General features: G+C 64.7%; 17 protein-coding genes and 1 tRNA gene. 10 read left to right on the plus strand and 8 right to left on the minus strand.

Features of this window, described 5'->3' with window-relative positions; all coding sequences use genetic code 11:
• Positions 1 to 10 precede the first annotated feature (10 nt).
• The 5 genes from JQ633_RS28695 to JQ633_RS28715 all read right to left on the minus strand — a co-directional run bounded on the left by JQ633_RS28695 (position 11) and on the right by JQ633_RS28715 (position 6,513).
• Positions 11 to 1,000 carry a hypothetical protein gene (locus tag JQ633_RS28695; protein WP_211988461.1) on the minus strand — a complete coding sequence of 330 codons (990 nt, stop codon included), beginning with the start codon at positions 998 to 1,000 and terminating at the stop codon, positions 11 to 13.
• Positions 1,001 to 1,082: 82 nt separating this feature from the next.
• On the minus strand, positions 1,083 to 1,934 hold the full coding sequence (locus JQ633_RS28700; protein WP_211988462.1) for a carbohydrate ABC transporter permease: 852 nt from the start codon (positions 1,932 to 1,934) through the stop codon (positions 1,083 to 1,085).
• Positions 1,931 to 2,803: a carbohydrate ABC transporter permease gene (locus JQ633_RS28705; protein ID WP_211988464.1), complete on the minus strand. Its 873-nt coding sequence runs from the start codon at positions 2,801 to 2,803 to the stop codon at positions 1,931 to 1,933. Before JQ633_RS28705 ends, JQ633_RS28700 begins: the two co-directional genes overlap by 4 nt.
• Before the next feature lie 199 nt (positions 2,804 to 3,002).
• A complete protein-coding gene (locus JQ633_RS28710; protein ID WP_211988465.1) occupies positions 3,003 to 4,388 on the minus strand; it encodes an ABC transporter substrate-binding protein in 1,386 nt (461 codons plus the stop codon).
• Between the two features lie 163 nt (positions 4,389 to 4,551).
• Entirely contained in the window at positions 4,552 to 6,513 is a 1,962-nt protein-coding gene (locus tag JQ633_RS28715) for an AsmA family protein (protein WP_211988466.1), read from the minus strand.
• A 249-nt stretch (positions 6,514 to 6,762) separates the two neighbouring features.
• Between JQ633_RS28715 and JQ633_RS28720 the strand changes: the two genes are divergently transcribed.
• The 4 genes from JQ633_RS28720 to JQ633_RS28735 all read left to right on the plus strand — a co-directional run bounded on the left by JQ633_RS28720 (position 6,763) and on the right by JQ633_RS28735 (position 9,648).
• Positions 6,763 to 7,470, plus strand: a complete 708-nt coding sequence (locus JQ633_RS28720) for a CoA transferase subunit A (RefSeq protein ID WP_211988467.1) — start codon at positions 6,763 to 6,765, stop codon at positions 7,468 to 7,470.
• A gap of 24 nt (positions 7,471 to 7,494) precedes the next feature.
• The gene (locus tag JQ633_RS28725) at positions 7,495 to 8,145 is read left to right on the plus strand and encodes a 3-oxoacid CoA-transferase subunit B (protein WP_211988468.1); all 651 of its coding nucleotides are present in this window, start codon (positions 7,495 to 7,497) and stop codon (positions 8,143 to 8,145) included.
• A gap of 1 nt (position 8,146) precedes the next feature.
• Positions 8,147 to 8,791, plus strand: a complete 645-nt coding sequence (locus tag JQ633_RS28730; protein ID WP_211988469.1) for a GNAT family N-acetyltransferase — start codon at positions 8,147 to 8,149, stop codon at positions 8,789 to 8,791.
• Between the two features lie 371 nt (positions 8,792 to 9,162).
• Positions 9,163 to 9,648 (plus strand): Crp/Fnr family transcriptional regulator, encoded by a 486-nt coding sequence (locus JQ633_RS28735; protein ID WP_211988472.1) that lies wholly within the window; start codon positions 9,163 to 9,165, stop codon positions 9,646 to 9,648.
• Here JQ633_RS28735 and JQ633_RS28740 read toward each other — a convergent pair.
• Entirely contained in the window at positions 9,587 to 10,414 is an 828-nt protein-coding gene (locus JQ633_RS28740; protein ID WP_211988473.1) for a metallophosphoesterase family protein, read from the minus strand. The genes JQ633_RS28735 and JQ633_RS28740 overlap by 62 nt on opposite strands.
• A 139-nt stretch (positions 10,415 to 10,553) precedes the next feature.
• Positions 10,554 to 14,483 carry a PAS domain S-box protein gene (locus tag JQ633_RS28745; RefSeq protein WP_211988475.1) on the minus strand — a complete coding sequence of 1,310 codons (3,930 nt, stop codon included), beginning with the start codon at positions 14,481 to 14,483 and terminating at the stop codon, positions 10,554 to 10,556.
• 314 nt (positions 14,484 to 14,797) lie between these two features.
• On the opposite strand from JQ633_RS28745, the gene JQ633_RS28750 reads away from it, so the two are divergent.
• The 5 genes from JQ633_RS28750 (at position 14,798) to JQ633_RS28770 (ending at position 18,208) form a co-directional block, all read left to right on the plus strand.
• Positions 14,798 to 15,181: a phasin family protein gene (locus tag JQ633_RS28750; RefSeq protein WP_211988477.1), complete on the plus strand. Its 384-nt coding sequence runs from the start codon at positions 14,798 to 14,800 to the stop codon at positions 15,179 to 15,181.
• 282 nt (positions 15,182 to 15,463) lie between these two features.
• Positions 15,464 to 15,898 carry a phasin gene (locus tag JQ633_RS28755; protein WP_211988479.1) on the plus strand — a complete coding sequence of 145 codons (435 nt, stop codon included), beginning with the start codon at positions 15,464 to 15,466 and terminating at the stop codon, positions 15,896 to 15,898.
• 186 nt (positions 15,899 to 16,084) lie between these two features.
• A tRNA-His gene (locus JQ633_RS28760) sits at positions 16,085 to 16,161 on the plus strand.
• A 366-nt stretch (positions 16,162 to 16,527) separates the two neighbouring features.
• Positions 16,528 to 17,202 carry a thiaminase II gene (gene tenA, locus JQ633_RS28765; protein WP_211988485.1) on the plus strand — a complete coding sequence of 225 codons (675 nt, stop codon included), beginning with the start codon at positions 16,528 to 16,530 and terminating at the stop codon, positions 17,200 to 17,202.
• A 199-nt stretch (positions 17,203 to 17,401) separates the two neighbouring features.
• Entirely contained in the window at positions 17,402 to 18,208 is an 807-nt protein-coding gene (locus JQ633_RS28770; protein WP_211988486.1) for a Crp/Fnr family transcriptional regulator, read from the plus strand.
• A 128-nt stretch (positions 18,209 to 18,336) separates the two neighbouring features.
• On the opposite strand, the gene JQ633_RS28775 is transcribed toward JQ633_RS28770, so the two are convergent.
• On the minus strand, positions 18,337 to 19,299 hold the full coding sequence (locus JQ633_RS28775) for a LysR family transcriptional regulator (protein WP_433995703.1): 963 nt from the start codon (positions 19,297 to 19,299) through the stop codon (positions 18,337 to 18,339).
• Between the two features lie 106 nt (positions 19,300 to 19,405).
• Between JQ633_RS28775 and JQ633_RS28780 the strand changes: the two genes are divergently transcribed.
• Entirely contained in the window at positions 19,406 to 20,401 is a 996-nt protein-coding gene (locus tag JQ633_RS28780; protein ID WP_433995704.1) for an MBL fold metallo-hydrolase, read from the plus strand.
• The last annotated feature ends 109 nt before the right edge of the window (positions 20,402 to 20,510 follow it).

Genomic DNA, 20,510 nt, shown 5'->3' on the forward strand with positions numbered 1-20,510 from the left:
CCGGGTGCAATCACGCCTGCTTGCGCCGCCCGGCCGCTTTCGCATTGCCGGGACGGGCGGGCTGCGTCTTGCCGGCGACGCCATGCCGGACGAGGCCGACGACGCCGATCTGCATGGCGCCGCCGAGTTGCCGCAGCGCCAGGCTGTTGAGCGGGAATTCGAGCAGGATGTGGGTCAGGCTGAGCGCCAGCAGGACGGTGAAGCCGAACGCATAGTCGTAGAAATACAGCGCGGTCGATCCCGCGCTCGCCACGGCGACCAGCGCCAGCCGCGAGCGCGGAACGTCGGCCCAGCGGATCACGTCGGCTTTGATGAACCAGTTCAAATAGTGATAAGTGTAGACGAAGGCGAGCAGGCTGGTCAGCCGCGTGTCGAGCGTGAGGTCGGGAATGCCGAACAGCCGGCTCAGCGCCGGGCCGACATTGCCGAAATACTCCTTCGCCGCCATCGCGAAGCTCGGGATCCGGACCTCGGCGGTCGGCGGCGCCAGCAGGATCACCGTGATCGCGACGAGATAGGCGACCACCAGCATCGCCTGCGTCAGGCTGCTGGAGCGCCAGGCGCCGAGCGTCATGAACACCAGCGTGAACAGCGAGACGTGCACAAGTGTCGGGATCAGGATGCCGGCCACCGCGAACGAGGCGCCGTTCGTATACATGATGGCGGCGAGCCCGATCGCGACCATGAACAGCACCATGCTCTCGACCGCCGATTTGGTCGCGGCCAGCATCGCGCAGACCACCAGCGCAACCCACATCGCAAAGCCGAACCAGGCCGCGTTCTCGATCAGCGCGGCGGCGATGGCGAGCACGACGAGGCCGATCGCGATGCCGCGGTGGGGCAGGAAATAGCTGCGGTCGTGCAGCCAGGAGATCTCGGTGAAATAGTGGGCGGGGCCCAGCACCACATAGGCCAGCAGCAGCAGCTCGAACGGAACCAGATAGGCGACCGCGAATGCAAGCAGCAGCAAGCCGAGATGGATTGCGTCGTTGATCCGCATCGTCGAACGTTCTCCTGCCGCGAGACCTCCCTATGGGTCTGCCCAGCGATGCGACCGGTTCAACCGGAAGGTGCCCTGAGTTCTACGATTTGACCGCGCCTGCGGTCAGCCCGCCGACCATGTAGCGCTTGAAGGCGTAATAGACAGCGGCCGGCGGCAGCGCGTAGATGAAGCCGGTGGTCATCAAGAGCTCCCACGGCGAGTCGTCGGCGGCGAGGAAGTTGCCGAGCGCGACGGGGAGCGTGATGTCGGTGTCCTTCGACAGCAGCAGGAACGCGTAGAGATATTCGTTCCAGGCGAGCAGGATCGCGTAGGTGCCGACCGCGACCAGCGAGGGCATCATCAAGGGTACATAGACCAGGCGGAACAGCTGCAGCGTGGTGGCGCCGTCCATCGTCGCGGCTTCGTCGAGTTCGACCGGCAGCTTGTCGGAGGCCTGCTTGAGCACCCAGATCGCGTAGGGCGAGGCGATCGTCACCATCGCAAGGATCAGCGACCAGTGATTGTTCAAGAGGCCGTAATTGCCCATGGTGCGGTACATCGGCACGGCGAGGAACGCCGCCGGGATGAAATAGGTGAACAGCGCCAGATTCATCACGGCGCGGCCGCCCGGCACCCGCAGCCGCGAGATCGAGAATGCCGCGGCGGTGGCGACGAACAGCGTCAGCGCGCCGGCAGCCAGCGCGATCACGGTCGAATTCCAGAACTGGATCCAGAAGTCGCGCAGGAAGTAATGCTGCTGGTGGAATACGATCGAGAAATTGTGCAGCGTCGGATGCTCCGGCCACAGCTTGCCGGAGAACGCGTCCTCCTTCGGCGAGATCGCGAACAGGAACATGTGGTAGATCGGAATCATGGTCCAGATGAAGACCGGGATGCCGATCAGCAGCAGCTTGGCCTCGGTGCCGACTTCGCGGAGGGTGGGCAGCTTCATCGCGACAACCGTTTCATCATGAAATAGACCAGCGGCAGCACGAACGGCATGGCGCAGACGATCGAGGCCATCGCGAGCGAGAGCTGGTCGAGCCGCAGGTAGCGGATGCCGAGCGTCGACAGCACGTGAGTGAGATCGGCGGGGCCGCCGCCGGTGAGCAGGTAGACGCTGTTGAAGTCCCCCAGCGTCCAGATCATCGAGAGCAGCGTGCAGGTGATGTACAGCGTCTGCATCGACGGCCAGGTGATGTAGCGGAATTTCTGCCACCAATTGGCGCCGTCGACGTCGGATGCCTCGTACAGATCGTGCGAGATGGCCAGCCGGCCGGTCAGCAGGATCAGCGTCCAGAACGGCAGCGATTTCCAGATGTGCACGCCGATCGCCATGGCGAGCGCGACCGCCGGATCGTTCAGCCAGTTCGGGCCGTCATCGCCGGTGAACTTGAAGATCAGCTGGTTGACCACGCCCCATTCGGGATTGAGCATGAAGCGCACCGACAGGATGGTCGGGATCGACGGCACCGCCCAGGGCAGGATGAAGATCACCGACAGCCACCTGATCCACGGCCGCTGCTGGGCAAAGAAGCCGGACAGGAACAGCGCGATCAGCATCTTGATGTTGATGCCGATGACCAGGAAGATCAGCGTGTTGACCGCAGCGCGCGCGAAGATCGGGTCGTGATAGAGCGCGACATAGCTCGCCGGCTGCCGCGCCAGCCACAGGCCGTAGCAGACCGGATAGACCACGAAGGCCAGGAACACGAGCAGATAGGGCGCAAGCAGCACGATGCCCCAGACCTGCGGCGGCGTCAGCCGCGCCGATAGCGGCGGCGAGGGGAGTGCATCTGAACTGGTGAGCGTTGCCGCCATGCGTTCTTACCCTTCAGACGAAATGCCGGCCGCCATCCACCCGTCGTCCCGGCGAAGGCCGGGACCCATACGCCGCGGCAGCGCTTTGGACCGCCGCTGGTCGTTGGCTTTCGTGCAACGACTCAGGCCTGTGGTTATGGGTCCCGGCCTTCGCCGGGACGACGGGGATAGTGCTGTGACGGCGGCCGGCATCACTATATCAGCCCGCGACCTGCTTGATGCGGGCGATCAGTTCGTCGACGGCCTTGTCCACCGGCACCTTCTCGCTGACCACGCGGTTCATCGCCTTCGCCCAGACGTTCTCGTTGTTCAGGATGGTGAACTTCCAGTTCTTGGTGAAGTCGAACGGCGCAGTGCCGCCGGTGAACTGGTTCCAGACCGCCTTGCGATGCCGGTCGGCCTGCCAGAACGGGCTGGCCTGGCTTGCCTTGGTCACCGGGAACCAGCGGCCGAGCGCGCCCTCGACATAGGGCCGCACGTTGTCTTCCTGCATCAGGAACGCGATGAACTGCTTGCCCTCCGCCTTGTTCTTGGCGTTGGCGAAGATCAGGCCGGTCTTGACGTCGGAGCGGTACTTGATGGTCGAGCCGTCCGGCGCCTTCGGGAATGAGGCAGTGATGATGTCCTGCTCATAGGCCTGCTTGCCGGCGGCGCGCTGCGCGTCGGTCAGCGCCGGATTGGTCGAATCCTCGAACCACTTCGCCGCGATCGAGATCGTGAAGTTGTGGGTCATCACGATCGTCTTGTTGTGAAAGGCGACGTTGTTGTCCGGATCCTTCCAGGTCGTGGAGGAGGGCGGCGTGCAGCCCTTGATGTAGGTGTCGGTGTAATCCTTCAGCGCATGGATCAGGCCGTCGCGCACCTTGGGATCGTCGACCAGCAGCTTGCCGTCGTCGTCGACCAGCTTGACGTGGTAGGCGTCCATGAAGGTGTAGAACGACTGGAAGGAGTCGGTGGATTCCACGCCCATCGGCTGGCCGACGCCGTAGATGCGCTGGCCGGTCGCCTTGCGGATCCCGGGCTGCACCTTGTCGCACCAGAAGGTCCAGTAATCCTCCCACTTGGTCGGGATGTCGGCGGCCTTGAAGCCGGCCTTGTCGAGCAGGTCGCCCCAGATCTGGACGTGCATGCTCTGCTGCTTCAGCGGGAAGCCGTAATAGGACTTCTTCTTGGCGACGTCGTTGTAGAGCAGGGCCGCCTCGAGCGTGTTCGGCGCGAACGCGTCCTTCATCGGCAGCATGATGTCGGACAGGTCTTCGAGCTTGCCTTCAAAGGCCCATTTGCCCTGCGCTTGCACGTCGTAGGTGTCGGAATAGGCGACGTCGGGCACGGTGCCGGAATCCAGCGCGGCGACCGTCTTCGGGATCATGTCCTGGATCGCGTATTGCGACAGCTCGACCTTGATGCCGGTCTTGGCCTCGAACTTCTTGATGGTCTCGATCAGCGCGTCGTCTTCGGACTTGTAAAATCCCTTGCCCCACCAGACGGTAATCGTCTTGCCCTGGGCCAGAGCGGGTGCAGTTGCGGCAAACAGGCCGACCGCAGCGACCGCGAGTGAAAGCGCAGCAATAACCTTGGATCTCACGTTATTCTCCCTCAGTGGAAGGCCGGTTTTTTTAACCGGTTGGATAAAACACTAGCGCATGGGCGTGACCTGATAAAGATGTCGCACCGACGACTTCAGTAGGGACTCGTGGTGAGAATGTGGATCAGTCCCGGCGCATCGATGCGGAAAGTGAATTGATCGGTCAGTTCGACTTCGCATTGTCGGCGGCCGCCGCCGGGCCGGTGGCCGGCGCGCTCGCTGCGGCATCGGCCGGCGCTTGCCGCGCGCCGCCGCCGGTGAGGCGGTCGAGCACGCCGCGCACTGCGTCACGCGCCTTGGTGTCCTTGAGCGAGTCGAGCAATTGCGCAGCCCCCGGCGAGCGCCGGATCAGGATGTCCGGATCGGGGAAGATCAGCGGATCGTCCCACGGGCCCTGAACCACGAACGGCAGGTCGTAGGCCTTGCCGCCGCTGGAGGCCGCGGTCAGGCTGGCGACGCCTTTGAGATCGTATTCGCGCGACGGCACCGAGGCGGTGCCGGTCAGCGTGATCCGCGCCGCCGGTCCTTCGACGCGGATGTCCTCGGCGGTCGCGATGCCGTCGGAGAATTTCACCGAGATATTGAGATTGTCGTAGGGCGTCGATCCGGACCGGAAATTGCCGCCGCCGGACAGCGGCCGCTTCTCCAGCCGCCGCAACAACTGCTCGACATTGAAGCCGGCGATCGCACCGTCATGACCGTTCAGCGTCGCGCTGCCATCGAGCGATGATGCGAGGCCGAACGGGCTCGAGCCGGAGGCCGTCAGCGAGACGCCGAGATTGCCGCGGCCGGACAGTTTGTTGATCCCGAACAATTCGCTGGCGCAGGCCTGCAGGTCGACATCGGTGAACTGGAATTGCGCCCGCACGTCGGCGACCGCATCCGAGCGCGCGATCGCGAACGAGCCCTTGGCGATGCCGCCGAACATCTGCGCCTCGCCGACGCTGAGCGCCAGCGCGCCACCGCGCAGGTTGGCGCCGAGCGCGGTGCGGCCGAGCTTGGACGGACCGACCGTCACCTTGGCCGCCGACAGGCGCATGTCGAGATCGGTCGTCGACAGCGAGGACAGGTCGAACAGCTGCCTGTTCCAGTCGCGCTGGCCCGAGGCGAGCAGGCGGAACGTCGAGATGTACGGCGTGAAGTCGAGGTTGCCTGCGGCCAGCGTCGCCTGCAGCGTCTGCCGGCCGTTATTGGCGTAGGTCATCACGCCCTCGGCGACATTGCCGTCGAGCTCGACATTGACATTGGTGAGCGCGACCGAGCCGCCGACCACGTTGGCGCGCGCCTTCAGCGCGAAGCGGCCGAAGCCGCCCCCGCCGCCGGGCGGCGCCTGCCCCATCCAGCGCAGCGCGTTGCGCAGCGACGGTGAGTCCATGGTGGCGACGCCTTCCATCATCACGCTGGTGCGGTTGGCAACGGTTCCGTCGAACGCAACCTTCAGCGGCGCGCTGGCCAGCCGCGCCTTCAGCCCGGAGCGGTCGCCCGACAGCAGCGCGGCGAAATCGGCGGCGCTGATCGAGCCGTCGACGCGCTCGCCGCGCCAGTCGAACTGGCCGGTTGCGGCAAACGACCGCGAGATCGACGGCCAGGCCAGCGACAGGTCGATGTCGCCGAGCTTCTCGGAGATCTGGTTGGTGCCGTCCTCGTAGTTCAGCTCGCCGTCCTGGATGCGAATCTCGGAGAACGACACTTGATTCTCGGCGCCGGGCGTCATCGCTTTCGCGATGGTCTCGACGAACGGCGTCCAGTTGCTCTCGCCGGCAGCGTCGCGGACCACATGGATATGCGGCCGCAGCATCATGACGTCGGCGATCTCGAACCGCCGCAGCAGCAGCGGCAGCAGCCGCAGGTTTGCGGTCAGCACATCGACCTGCAGCGCGGGGTCGACGGTCTCGGCGCCCTTCAGACCGACATTGTGAAAGGAGACGTAGCTGCCCGGAAACACTGAGACGTCAATGTTTCCGTTGACGACCAATTCGAGCCCGGTCACCGCGCGGATCTGGGCTTCCACCGCGCGCTGCAGCGCGTCCCGGTTGAGGAACCACGACGTGCCGACCAGACCGATCACCGCGAGGCCAAAAAGCGCCGCGATCGGCATCCCCAGGCGCTTAATTCCTTGGGCCATCGTCAATGACATGTCCGGGTCGGGTTGTGTGGGTTGTCGGGTCGTCGTCGAACACAGCGGGGCATCCCTTTGGGAGCCCGTGCCAACCCACGCAACTTGAAGGCTTTTCTTGACGCTTTCAAGGCCGACGTGGCGCCGCGGGCCACCGCCTCATGGTCGCACCGGGCCGTGATTGACGCACTGCGAAGATTTCGCCTAATAATCCGGTTTGTCACCGCCGTTCCGCGCCCTCGATCAGGTATTTGCTGCATGAACAAGGTCTATCCCGACGCAAAATCGGCCCTCGATGGTCTCCTCAAGGACGGCATCATGATCATGTCGGGCGGCTTCGGCCTCTGCGGCATCGCCGAGACCCTGTCGGACGCCATCCGCGACTCCGGCGTGAAGGGCCTCACGGTCGTCTCCAACAATGCCGGCGTCGACGGCATCGGCTTGAGCCGCCTGCTGGAAACCCGCCAGATCAAGAAGATGATCTCGTCCTATGTCGGCGAGAACAAGCTGTTCGCCCAGCAATATCTCGCCGGCGAGCTCGAGCTCGAATTCAATCCGCAGGGCACGCTGGCCGAGCGCATCCGCGCCGGCGGCGCCGGCATCCCGGCCTTCTACACCAAGACCGGCGTCGGCACGCTGATCGCCGAAGGCAAGGAAGTGAAGGAATTCGACGGCCAGAAATACATCATGGAGCGCGGCCTGTTCGCGGACCTCGCCATCGTCCACGCCTGGAAGGGCGACACCGCCGGCAACCTCGTCTACCGCAAGACCGCGCGCAACTTTAACCCGATGATGGCGACCGCCGCGAAGGTCACCGTCGCCGAGGTCGAGCATCTGGTGCCGGCCGGCGAGATCGATCCGGACCACATCCACACCCCCGGCATTTTCGTCAAACGCATCATCGAGGTCGGCACGGCCAAGAAGCGGATCGAATTCCGCAACACCCGTCCGCGGCCCGCAGCGTAAAACCCAACTCATCAGGAGCCTCTCATGGCCTGGACCCGTGAACAGATGGCCGCCCGCGCCGCCAAGGAGTTGCGCGACGGCTTTTACGTCAACCTCGGCATCGGCATTCCGACGCTGGTCTCGAACTTCATTCCCGACGGCATCGACGTCAGCCTGCAGAGCGAGAACGGCATGCTCGGCATGGGCCCGTTCCCCTATGAGGACGAGGTCGACGCCGATCTCATCAATGCCGGCAAGCAGACCGTCAGCGAGCTGCCCTCGACCAGCTATTTCTCCTCGGCCGATTCCTTCGGCATGGTGCGCGGCGGGCATATCGATCTCTCGATCCTCGGCGCCATGCAGGTGGCGCAGAACGGCGACCTCGCCAACTGGATGATCCCCGGCAAGATGGTGAAGGGCATGGGCGGCGCCATGGACCTCGTCGCCGGCGTCAAGCGCGTCGTCGTGGTGATGGAGCATTCCGCCAAGGACGGGGCGAAGCTGCTCAAGCAGTGCAACCTGCCGCTGACCGGCGAGCGCGTGGTCGACATGGTCGTCACCGATCTCGCCGTGTTCACCATCGACAAGCACGGCAATGACGGCATGGCGCTGATCGAGCTCGCCGACGGCGTCACGCTCGACGAGGTCAAGGCCAAGACCGAAGCCGAATTCCGCGTCGCGCTGAAGAACACCTGAGATGTTTCCGGCGGGACGATCCTCGATCCGTCCCGCCCGATCTGACGACGCAGCCTTCATCGCCCGCATTGTGCTGGCCGCGCAGCGCGGCCCGCTGCCGCGCGGCTGGTGCGATATCGCACTGGCGCGGCCTGAACCGGAATGCCTGACCTTCATGGCGCGGCTCGCGGTTGCGCGTGCGCGGTCATGGTATCATACAGCTCACTTCCTGATCGCCGAGGTTGATGGCGTGCCAGCCGCAGCGCTGTGCGCGATGCCGGCGGCCGGGACGCTCGCGGCGGTCCGTGACGCGATCGCGGAGGTCGCGGCCGAAACCGGCGATGACCCGGCAACGATCTTCATGCGCGGCGCCTACGCCCGTAATTGCTGGGTGCAGGGCGGCGAGAGCGACTGGCTGATCGAGCATGTCGCAACCGATCCCGCCCATCGCGGCAGCGGCCTGGTGCAGGCGCTGATCCACCGTGCACTCGCTGACGGCAAGGCGGCGGGCTTTGCGCAGGCGTCGATCTCGTTCCTGATCGGCAACGACCCGGCCGAGCGCTGCTACGCCAAGGCGGGTTTTGTCTTCGCCGAAGAGAAACGCGACGCCGCGTTCGAGGCACTAACCGGCGCACCGGGCTTTCGCCGGTTCGCGCGTGGGATTTGAGTGGGGGTAGACGACGCCGCACACACGCCTGTCGTCCCAGATTGATTTCACATCGCCAGCCAAACAACGTGGCGTCATCACCCGGCTTGACCGGGTGATCCAGTATCCCAGAGACAGTGGTTATTGAGCCGATAAGCCGCGGCGTACTGGATCGCCCGGTCAAGCCGGGCGATGACGGCGGTGGGTGCGGATGCATATCCCCGTCGTCCCTGCGAAAAGGGCGATGACGGCGAGGGATGGGAGAGGGAGCCCGTCTGCCGGTGGCTCCCATGTCCGCGGCCCTGCCGACAATTTGGGCACAACGCCCAGCTAATGCGTTTCACCTCGGTCCGCATCTCTGCCTAGTCTGGCGGAGACGGAGATGAAGCAGCATGCGTGCGATCCTTGATCACTGCACCGGAGGGGTTGAGCGAAGCCTGACGGCCGGCACGGATTTCATCCATGAGGGCGGCAAGACCGGTCATCTGTTCGTGCTGATCGACGGCAAGGTCGAGGTCGTCAAGGGCGACAATGTGGTGGCCGTGATCGAGGAGCCCGGCGCGGTGTTCGGCGAAATGTCGGTGCTGCTCGACAAGCCGCACAGCGCGCGGGTGCGCGCGGCATCGGATAGCGTGCTCTACGAGTTCGACGATGCGGCGTCATTCCTGCGCGAACGGCCCGCGGTGGCGTTGCTGATCGCGCAGCTGCTGGCACAGCGGCTCCATGTTGCCACGAGTTATCTGGCCGACCTGATGCACCAATACGCCGACCACGGCACGCATCTGGCGATGGTCGGCGAGGTGCTGCAAAGCATGATCAACCTGCCGCCGATGCAGGTCGCGCCAGGCTCGGATCGGCAATCCGATCCAAGGATATGAGCCAGTCCGGCGCATCGCGCAGCGGTGCCGCCGGGCGCTGCAGGGGGTTGTCGAGATCGATGACCTGCGCGTCGCTGGCGGCGAGCCAGAATGCCTTGCTCGCGCTGAAATCGAGCGCGATGTAGACCGGCGGCCGGCCGGGCTGCAGGCCGGTATTGAACACCCACGTCGTCCCCAACTGGTCGAACCAAGAGCCGCTCGGGATGAATGGCGATTGATGCACATGGCCCGAGATCACCATCGCCGGATGGTGCCGCTCGATCCAGCGCTTGAGCTCGACATCGCCGAAGAAGCGCTTGCCGCCCCAGCTGGTCGGCGAATCCGCCGGCGGCGCGTGATGCACCCAGACCCAACGGCTGTGCGGCAGCGCGGCGGCCTCGCGCAGCTGATCGTCGATGCTCGCTCTGACCAGCGGGCCATCCCACCACGGGCACACCGTGAACAGCGTGTCGCCGATGATCACGCTGTCGCCGTCGCAGGCAACGCCGAATTCCCGGATGCTGGCGACCCACCGCGCGATCTTCTCGCCCTCCGGGCTGCGCTCGTCGAGATCGTGATTGCCCGAGCAGAAGATCACGCGCGTCAGGCCGGCGAGCCGCGCGAGATATTTGGTGACGACAACGATCTGGGCGCGGTAATCGACCGCAGAGCCGAGGTTGAGCGCATCGCCCGCGAAGATCACGAGATCGAATTGCGGTGCCGCCGCCAGCAGCCAGTCGAACTGCGGCAATGAATAGTGCAAATCGGCGACGACGAGACAGCGCATCTGGCAAATCCAAATGCCCGGAAAGCGGGCGGGTCGCAGGCGATGCAGTCAAATAAGCCGAATTGCAGCAAGATCCGTGCCGCATCGCGCGCACCCGGCGCGACAGATTCCCGCAGCGTCGTCGCGGGGAGGGCCGGTGTTACGCCCTTGCCGTGGCGTGCGAGAACACCACTTCGATCAGCGTGCCGGAGCGGCCGGCGGTGCGGATCTGGAATTTGGCGCGATTGGCTTCGACCAGCGCCTTGGTCAGCGACAGGCTGACGCCGCCGGTGCCGGCGTGGTCGGTCGGCGCAGGCGCGCGGAACGGCTCGAGCGCGGCGGCGACCTCGTTGTCGTTGAGGCTCTGGCCGGTGTCGCGCACCCGCAGCATCACCTCGCCGAAATCCGACAGCGCGGTCGAGACGATCACCTGGCCGCCGGCATTGGCGAGATGGATCGAATTGCCGATCAGGTTCAGCGTGATCTGGCGCAGCGCGCGGGCGTCGGCGACCACAGGCGGCAGGGTGTGCGCGAGCGAGGTGCGGATGATGATGCGCTCGCGGTTGGCCTGCGGCTGCATCACCGCGACGCAGCTCTCCACCATCTCGTTGAGGTTCTGGCTGGCGAAGGCGAGGTCGATCTTGCCGGTCTCGATCCGCGACAGGTCGAGCAAATCGTTGACGATGGCGATCACCCGCTCGCCGGAAGCGCGGATGTCCTTCATGTATTCGACGTAGCGCTCGTTGCCCAGCGCGCCGAAACGCTCGCCGATCATCACCTCGGCAAAGCCGATGATGGCGTTGAGCGGCGTGCGCAGCTCGTGGCTGATCCGCGCCAGCATGTCGGTCTTGGCGCTCGCGGCGCGTTCGGCGAGCCGCTTGGCCTCGCGGAGTTCGTTCTCGCTTCGCTTGGTCTGCGTGAGGTCGCGGAACACGGCGAAGAAGTTCGGCCCGTCGGCGCGGGTGCGCCCCATCGTCACCGACAGCGGGATGATGCCGCCCTGGCGCACGCGGCCGAGCGCCTCGCGGCCGTGATCGAGCAGGCTGGCGACGCCGGCGGATTTCAGGCTGGCGAGATAGTCGAGTACGTCGCGCTGGCTTTCCGGCGCGAACAGATCGGCGAGATTGTGTTTGGTCAGCTCCTCGCCGTCATAGCCGAACAGCGCCTCCGCGCTGCGGTTGCAGGAATGGATGGTGCCCTCGGCATCGAACATGATGATGCCTTCGGCCGCGGTGTCGAGGATCGCACCCAATTCCTCGGCATCGGCGTGGCCGGCCTGCGGCGGCGGTGCGAGCACCGGCTCGGGCTCCGCCTCTGCTGCAGCGGCCGGCACAGACGGCGACAGCGCGGCGGCAATCGCCGTGTCCTCGCCATGACTGCGCGCGAAGATCAGCGCCAGCGCGGAATCGTCGTCCCAGCTGATGGTGTGCAGCCGAGCCTCGGCGGAGACGGCCTCGTGGTCGGTCGCCTGGTTCGCCGAGATCGTCACCGGCGTTCCGGTGCCGGAGGTGCTGCTTGCCTGCGACACACCCGGCTCGACATAGAGCGCATCGAGCCCGCCGGCGGCTTCCAGCGCGTGCAGGCTGTCATAGCCCATGCGGGCGAGGAACGCGTGGTTGGCATAGAGCAGCCGGTCGAGCCGGTAGATCAGGATGCCGACCGGCAACAGATCGAGCAGCATGCGGTCGCGGCGCGAGTCGGCGCGCGGCGGCGGCTCCGGCGCGGTGAGCCATGCCGGTTGCGGGCTGCTCGCGGGCTCCTGCGTCGGCTCGGGCGCTTGTTGAGGCTCCTGCTCCGCCGCTTGCTCCGGTTCTTGCTCGGGCTCTTGCGCACTCGGCGCCGACGGCTCGGCGGCGGCCTCTATGGCGGGGCTTTCGGCCGGCGCCGCCGTCAGGCCGGCCTCGCTCTCCAGCCGCGCCGACAATTGCCGGGCGAGCTCGTTGAAGGCGTTGTTCTCGACCGGCGTCAGCGAGGGCGGCCGCGCGTCGCCGGCGGGGCGGAACGGCACCACATTCTGCGGCGTGTCGTCACGCACTTCGTGCGTATCAAGAGGCGTTTCCACGGCGTGATCCAGCTCGGCTTGGTGTGAAGTCTGTGGCGCTGTCGGTTCGATCAAGTCCTCGGGTGATGGTGCGGCGTTCGGATCGGGCGGCGGCGCCGCGGCCGGCGGAGCGTGGACGGCGGCCGGCGTTGCCGCGTCGGCCGACAGCGGCTGCGGCATCGGCGGCCCGCTGAAGAACTCATAGCGGCGCAATGCGGCGAGTCGCGCAAGCCCGTCGAGGTCGCGACACACACCAAAGCCGCGATAGCCGGCGAAATTCCGGTGCCTGTCGAACACCGGCAGGCCGGACAGTTCGACCGGCAGCCGGCCGCCGCCGTCGACCGGCCAGCCCAGCGTGATGCCGCTCCAGGTGCTGTGGGTGGCGAAGGCCTGCATGACGCGGCCCTCGGGATCGAGCCCGAACGCTTCGGCGATCTCGCTCCACAGACGGCCGAAGCCGGCCGCAGTGTGCATGCCGATCAGGCGCGCGAATTCGTCCGAGCCGAGCGAGAAGCGGCCCTCGTGATCCATCTGCCACATGAAGCGCAGCGGATGCCGCCGCAGCGGCGCCGGCTCGTCGAGCCACGACGGCATCTTCGCAAGGGCCGGTGTCAGGGGCGGTTCGACGGTTTGTTCCGGCACGTCGGCGACCGCGTAAGGCGAGGGGACGGGATCGGGATCGAGCGGCGCCGCCGCCGCTGCGGGCTCGACCGGCGCGTTCGCGCGGTCCTCGAGGTCGGGCCAGGCGGGCAGCGGAGCTTCTTCCACCTCCTCCTCGTCCGCAGTTTCCATCAGGGCTTCGGTCAAGGACTCGTCGACCACCGGCGCGTCGTCAGACACCGCCTCTGGATGTGCTGGCACGGTCTCGGCGGCCGCAGCGTCTGCCTGCGCCGGTGCCGGGTCGATCGATGCGTTGGTGCTCTCGTCGAGCCCGGGCCAGGCTGGGAGTGGCGCTTCTTCCGCTTCCTCCTCGTCCGCCGTGTCCATCAAGGCTTCTGTCAGCGTTTCGTCGACCACGGGAGCCGTCTCGGGCTCTGCGGCCACGGCTTCGGCGGCCGCCATGTCCGCATGCGGCGGCTCCGTTGCCGCGGGCGCCGGCGTCGTCTCGACATGTTCAGTCTCGGATACGATGACGACGGGTTCGGCCGGCGCGGGTTCTTCCGCGGCCGCATCCGGCGGCGGGTCGAGCGCATCGAACAACGTGAAGGCGGCCGGCTCCTCGCTTGGATCGGGCGCTTCGTCATGCGCAACCGGCGGTGGTTCGGCGGGAGGTGAGGCCGGCAACTCCGGCGCCAAGGCCTCTTGCGACGTTTCGACCGCGAAGCTCTCCGCTGCCGCCGCCTGCCCTTCGGCATCGGGCACGATCGGGGCGACCGGCTTCGGCTGCGGAACGAGATGCGGGGCCGGCCGGATCAGCGCGACCAGCGCGAGATCGGCGCCGCGGCCGAGCCGCTGCAGCACGACGCGGCCGATGGCGACGCTGGCCGCCGCGCGGCCCTGCGCCAGCGCCTCGGCGCGCGCCGTATCGAGGCCGGCTTCGGTCAGATCGTGCAGGCCGGGCAGCGGACGTGCCGCATCATTGGCGCCGATCAACAGGCCGTCACCGCTGAAGGCGGCGGCGGGACGGTCGAGACCCTGCACCAGCCGCTGAAGCCGTTCGGCGAGCGGCATGCCGCGGCCGTCCACGTTGGCGGCGGTGATCAAAATGCCGTGGCTGCCGTCGGGCAGATCGAGCCGCGCGCAGCCGCAGGTCGCAAGCCCGCCGGCCGGCGCGCCGAAACCGCGCAGCCGCTCCAGCCGGATCGCGCCGTTTGCAGCAAGAACGCGGCTGAGCCGGGCGACCTGGCGGCGATGCGGATCGGCCGGACCGAAGCCGCGCTTCGCCAGTTCGCTGCTGTTGGCGGCCCCGAACACGCGCGCGCCGACCGGATTGGCCCAGAGGATCCGCGCGCCGTCGGCCGACCACAGCCATGCCGGCTGGGCGCCCGTCGCATGCTCCGCCAGCCTCGCATCGCCGAGCGCCTGGATCTGGAATTCCGCGTCATTCATCGCGAAAGATTTGACCGCCTCTTGGTTGGGCTTCCGCACCGGTATCGGCGGCCGGGAGCCTTAACAGATCGTTAGTATCGCAAGCGGGCAGCGGCAGGTCCACGGGCCGGGCCGGCCTGCGCACGCCTAAGGCGGGATAACGTTAACTTGGCTGAACGATCCACCGGGGTGCTGCGTTGTCGGAAGTGCCGCCGCAGCACCGGTCCGGCGGGCGCCGCGTCACGCCGGCGATGCGTCTTCGCGGTAGGGTTTGGCGCGGACCGACGGCCGATCGGCGAGCTCAACAACCAGGGAAACGATCAAGGAGCGCGACCATGAGCAACACAGGGCGTGACCAATTCGAAATCCCCAAGGAGATGCGGTCGATGGCGGAGGCAAATTTCGAACAGGCGCGGAAAGCGTTCGAGCAGTTCGTCAGCAATGCGCAGGCCGCTGCGGGCCGGATCGAGGAGCGCAATGCCTCGGTGCGGGCCGGCGCCAGGGACATCTCGGCGAAGGCGATCGCCTATGCCGAAAAGAACGTGCAGTCCTCGCTGGACTACGCCCAGTCGCTGCTCAAGGCCAAGGATCTGAGCGATATCATGCGGCTGCACAGCGAATATGTGCAGGGCCAGATGCGCGCGCTCGCCGAGCAGGCCAGCGAAATGGGCCAGGTCGTCAGCCGCGCGGCGATGGACGCGGTGAAGCCCAAAAGCTGACCAGAGCCTAGAACTAACCGGGAACTGACCGGGAACCGCCACTGGCCAATCCGTGGCCGAACCGGAGCCCCGCCACCGGTTCGGCCAAAAGTTGCGGCAATGCACGCGATCTTACGTTGCGTTGCACAAAATTGACATGATATGGGTGTTTACTAGTCAATGCCCGACCAAGGGCATTCCCGTGAACCAAGGCAGCGTGATCCACGTCCAGCGTCCCGGTCTTTCAGGTCCCGGGCGTCGTGAGGGGTCACTTCTATTCACCCGTTGCGAAGGATGCACGTCATGACCAACCCGTCCGATCCGTTTTCCGCTTCGATCATTCCGTTTGAAGTTCCCGAGCAGATGCGTGCGTTCGCCGAAAAGGGCGTCTCGCAGGCCCGCGACAGCTACGCCAAGTTCAAGGACGCTGCCGAGACCCACAACTCGACCGTCGAGGCCGTCTTCACCTCGCTGAGCAAGGGCTCGAGCGAGTACTCGGCCAAGCTGATCGAGTTCTTCAAGGCCAACACCACCTCCTCGCTCGACTTCGCCCAGGAGCTGTTCGGCGTGAAGTCGCCGACCGAGGCGGCGGAGCTGTGGACCCAGCACACCCGCAAGCAGTTCGAGACCTACACCGCGCAGGCCAAGGAACTGGCCGAGCTCGGCCAGAAGGTCGTGAGCGAAGCCGCCGAGCCGATCAAGGCCAGCGCCTCGAAGTTCTACAAGCCGGCCGCCTGATCGCGCGCCTGCAAGACCATCAGCGAAGGCCCGGGCCGCGGTCCGGGCCTTTTGCTTTGAAATGGCCGCCGATGGCGTGCCCACAAGGTGCAAATAGCCTGCGTTACGGCCTTGCCAAAAACCGGCGTTGCACCTAGTTTCCGCCGAAATCGCCGCCCCCGCTTTACCGGGGCCGCGCGCCAGGATGCAGTTGTAGCTCAGTTGGTTAGAGCGCCTGTCTGTGGAACAGGAGGTCGGTGGTTCGAGCCCACCCAACTGTACCACCGAAATCAATAACTTACGCAACTCTTCACGCGAAGCCGACCACCGTTAGCTACCATGTAGCTACCAAGGCGATGGAAACGCGTTCCTGGTTCTGAAAGCAGATATTCGCAACGACGAGGTCGCAGGCTCCAGTGCCGTCGCGACGTCACTCGACCTGATGAAATTGCTCCCGAGTCCTGGCGCGATTCGCGTGATAACGTGGGAGCGCAAGTCAGTCCCGGCGACCGACGGGCAAGCGAATTCCCTGCGCCGTTGAACCGGCTGATCGCGGCGGCCTGCCAAGGTCAGCGTCGACCGGATTCGCGATGCGCTATCCGTAGCGAGCCAAAGACGTTCATGGAAAAGCAAGCCAGGCGAAAAGCATCGTGAGTTTCTTCGAGCGTCTAAAGACAGAAGCATCCGCTGAGTGGCGGGCCTACACCGAGCATCCCTTCACGAACGGATTGGCAGACGGCTCGCTTCCCGAAGCGGCGTTTCGTCACTACCTCGTTCAGGACTACCTGTTCCTCATCGAGTTTGCTCGCGCTTACGCGCTCTCAGTCTACAAGTCGCCCAAACTTGCCGACATGCGCGAAGCAGCGGCCGGCCTTTCGGCCATCCTTGATGTCGAGATGAATCTGCATGTGAAGCTCTGTGCCGGTTGGGGCTTATCCCTGAGCGATCTTGAACAAGCCCCTCCGGCGGCCGAAATGCTGGCATATACACGCTACGTGCTCGACGCAGGAATGCGCGGCGATCTCCTGGCGCTCAAGGTGGCGCTTGCCCCCTGCGTGATCGGGTACGCGGAGATCGCAACGCGGCTAGCCTCGCGACCCGACGCGGACGCAGCGACCAACTCCTACCGCGTTTGGATCGCCGAGTACGCCGGCGCGCCGTACCAGGAGGTCGCGGCAAAAGCGCGGGCGCACATTGAACATCTCGCCGATCTCTACGCTACGCCGGCTCGCGAAGCGGAGCTGATTGCGATCTTCAAGGAAGCCACCCGACTCGAGGCAGACTTCTGGGAAATGGGCTGGCGCGCAGGCCAGCGTGTTGAATAGCTCTCTCAGCAATCATCAGGCTCGTGACCTGAAGGTCATAGGCTCAAATCCTATCCCGCAACGTCCGCAGCCGCCGACTCCCGCTTCCTGCTCTATTTCGGCGTTCGCCGAGTCTTTCGTTCGACTTGACGAGCGCAGTGGATTCATCCGGAATAGCCGCTACTGGTAATTAATTTACACAACACCTTGGCGTAACCAAATGATGCTCAGCGCAGACGTGTCCAGGATGCTGGATCGCATTCTCGATGCAGCAACCGACAACCTCAGGTTCGCGAAGATTCTGGTTCAGATGGGTCTCGATCCCAACAACGTGACGTGGGACGACATCTTCAGCCGCCTTCTGGAAATCTTCCTGCACAACATCACCCTGGCAAACATGTTCGCCCTGGTCGGCGCGATCTTCTTTGTCGCCACCCTGCTGACGCACACCATGGTGCCGCTCCGGGTCGCCAACATGATCGGTTGCATATTCTTCGCCATCTTCGGTGCGCTCACTGGAGCCGTCACAACATTTCTTCTTTATCTCCTGATGGTTCCCATCAACGCCTACCGCCTTCGTCAAATGCTCGCTCTGGTGAAGAAGGCGCGCGCCGCAACACAGGGCGACACGTCGATGGAGTGGCTCAAGCCGTTCATGACCCAGCGCAAGTATCGCAAGGGCGATATCCTGATGAAGAAGGGTGACGCAGCCAACGAAATGTTGCTGACAGTTACCGGCAGATTCCGGGTCGTCGAAATCGACGTTGATGTTCCGCCGGGCCGCCTGATGGGCGAACTCGGTTTCCTCACACCCGACAACCGTCGGACCGCGACGATCGAGTGCATCGAGGATGGCCACGTTCTGACCATCACTTATGAAAAGCTGCTCGAGATCTATTTCCAGAACCCGCAGTTCGGCTATTACTTCCTTGTCTTGACCAGCCAGCGCCTACTGGAAAATCTCGCGCGGTGCGAAGCCATGCTCGCGCAGAACAAGATCGCGGAGCCGACGGCCTCCGCGGGCTGACGGTGGTTCGCCCAGTTGAACATTGAGGACAGGGCTGTCCGGGCGCGGATCGCTGAGACCGCTCCATGACCTGTCCTGCCGTGGGCGTCGAACACTATTTCTTGCGTGGGAGGCAGTTGCCGAAGCGACTAAGGCCATTCGTATTCGCGAATATATTCGAGGAACGCGCGCATGGCCGCACTCGTGTGCCGCCGGCTCGGATAATACAAATACCAGCTCGGCAATTTCTCTTTCCAGTCGGGCAGCAGTTCGACGAGCATACCTTGCTTGATAGGCTCGCGGACGTAGTCTTCGAAGACGTGGGCGATTCCGGATCCCGCCAGGGCCGCCTGGAGTTCTTGATGCGCAGAACTGAGCGTCAATCGTCCCTTGGGGTTGATTTCCAGTTCCTCGTCGCCTTTCTTGAACTTCCACACCACCATGCTCCCGCCGGGAAAACGGCGGCGAATGCAGTCATGAGCGATGAGGTCGTGTGGCTGCTTTATCTGACCGCTCTTGAGGAGATAACCGGGCGACGCCACGATCGCGTATCGTAGGGCAGGTCCCAACGGTACGGCTATCATATCCTGCGCGAGCTCGTTCCCGAAACGAACGCCGGCGTCGAAGCCCTGTTCGACGATATCAATAATAGCGGCGTCGCTGATGATCTCGATATTGACGTCCGGATACGCGCCTAGAAATCGCAGCGCCAGGGGGCACAGGATATGATCCACCGCAGGCCCCGGCGCATTGATCCGCAATGTGCCTGAGGGGCGTTCGCGAAGCTGGTTGAGATCGTCGATAGCCGTTCTGATATCGTGGAGGGCGGGCTTCAGGCGCTCCAGGAGCCGCTGGCCTGCTTCAGTTGGTGCCACGCTGCGTGTCGTTCTGTTCAGGAGGCGGATGCCGAGCGCCTCCTCCAGCACGCTGATGGACTGGCTGATTGCCGAGGAAGATACGCCCCGGCTAGCGGCCGCGGCGCGGAAGCCGCCGTGACGGACGACGTCCTCAAAAATCTCCAAGCTATCTAATCGAGGCGCGGCCATTGCAAAGCTTGGCTTAATAAACTGATCTATTTTGATTAGCTTATCCGCGCGCCGAATGCGTGTCACCTTTAACTTTGCCGTTGCTTACAACCCCGCAATGCGACGGATGGCGACTGAACGCTATGGTTTTAGCGATTGTGAAGGCGTGGGCGCGAGGCATCGGAACGTCATCATGAACGAAATCACACTCAATCGACGCAAGATCATGCTGACGGCAGCGACCGGCGCCTCGGCGCTCTTTCTGCCCACGAGTATCGTTCACTCGCAAACGACACCTGAGGCGCCAAGGTCTGTTCGGCCAAGAAATGCCGGCTACTATCGTTTTCGTGTCGGTGAGATCGCGGCAACCGTCTTGAGCGACGGGCTGATCGGCGGACCTCCGCAGGTCTATGCCAGCGATGCGTCCGAGGTTGAATTGCGGGAAGCACTGCGGCGCGCGTTCCTGCCGACCGACCGCCTGACGCTGAATCTCAACACGCTGCTCATCGAGGCTAACGGTCGCAGGGTTCTGATCGAAGCCGGAGCCGGACAGACGATGGGACCGCTGGGCGGTCGCGTGTTCGAGAATCTTGCCGCTATCGGTTTGCGTCCCGAGGATGTCGACGTCGTGGTGGTGTCGCACACGCACCCGGATCATGTCGGCAATTTGCGGACCGCCGATGGCGGCAAGGCGTTTCCTCGCGCGACTGTCTTTGCGCCCCGAGCCGACTGGGACTTCTTCGTTCGGAACGATCCCGACCTTTCCTACATGCCAGTTCCCGAGGATTTCCGCCGTAACTTTGCCGCGGCGATCAAGCGGAGCGTCGAGCCTGTCACGAGCGGGATCGAACTCTACGCGGCCGGCGCCGAGATCATTCCTGGACTGAAGACCCTGTCCGCGGCGGGCCATACTCCAGGGATGGCGAATTTTCTCGTTGAATCTGGCAACGATCAACTGCTGTTGACGGCCGATCTTGCCTATCATCCGGTCGTCAATATCGACCATGCGTGGGTGCCAGGGCCGGACCGAGACAAGGATACTGCACTCTCGTCACGTCGGCGGATATTCGACATGGCGGCAGCGGACCGGATCCCGGTCCTGGGCTTTCATTATCCGTTCCCAGGCATTGGCCGAATGCTCAAGACGGATACTGGCTACGTCTGGGTCCCGGCTAACTGGCAATTTTGATCAGGTGAAGCCGGGCGCGATTTCGCGCTATGCCGCTGGTTCGGCGATCCAGTCGGAGCGGCGACGACGGGCCGGACATGGAAGTCATTTCCCGGCTTCCTGTTCTGTC

The organism is Bradyrhizobium tropiciagri (assembly GCF_018130505.1).
GTDB classification, from domain to species: domain Bacteria; phylum Pseudomonadota; class Alphaproteobacteria; order Rhizobiales; family Xanthobacteraceae; genus Bradyrhizobium; species Bradyrhizobium tropiciagri_B.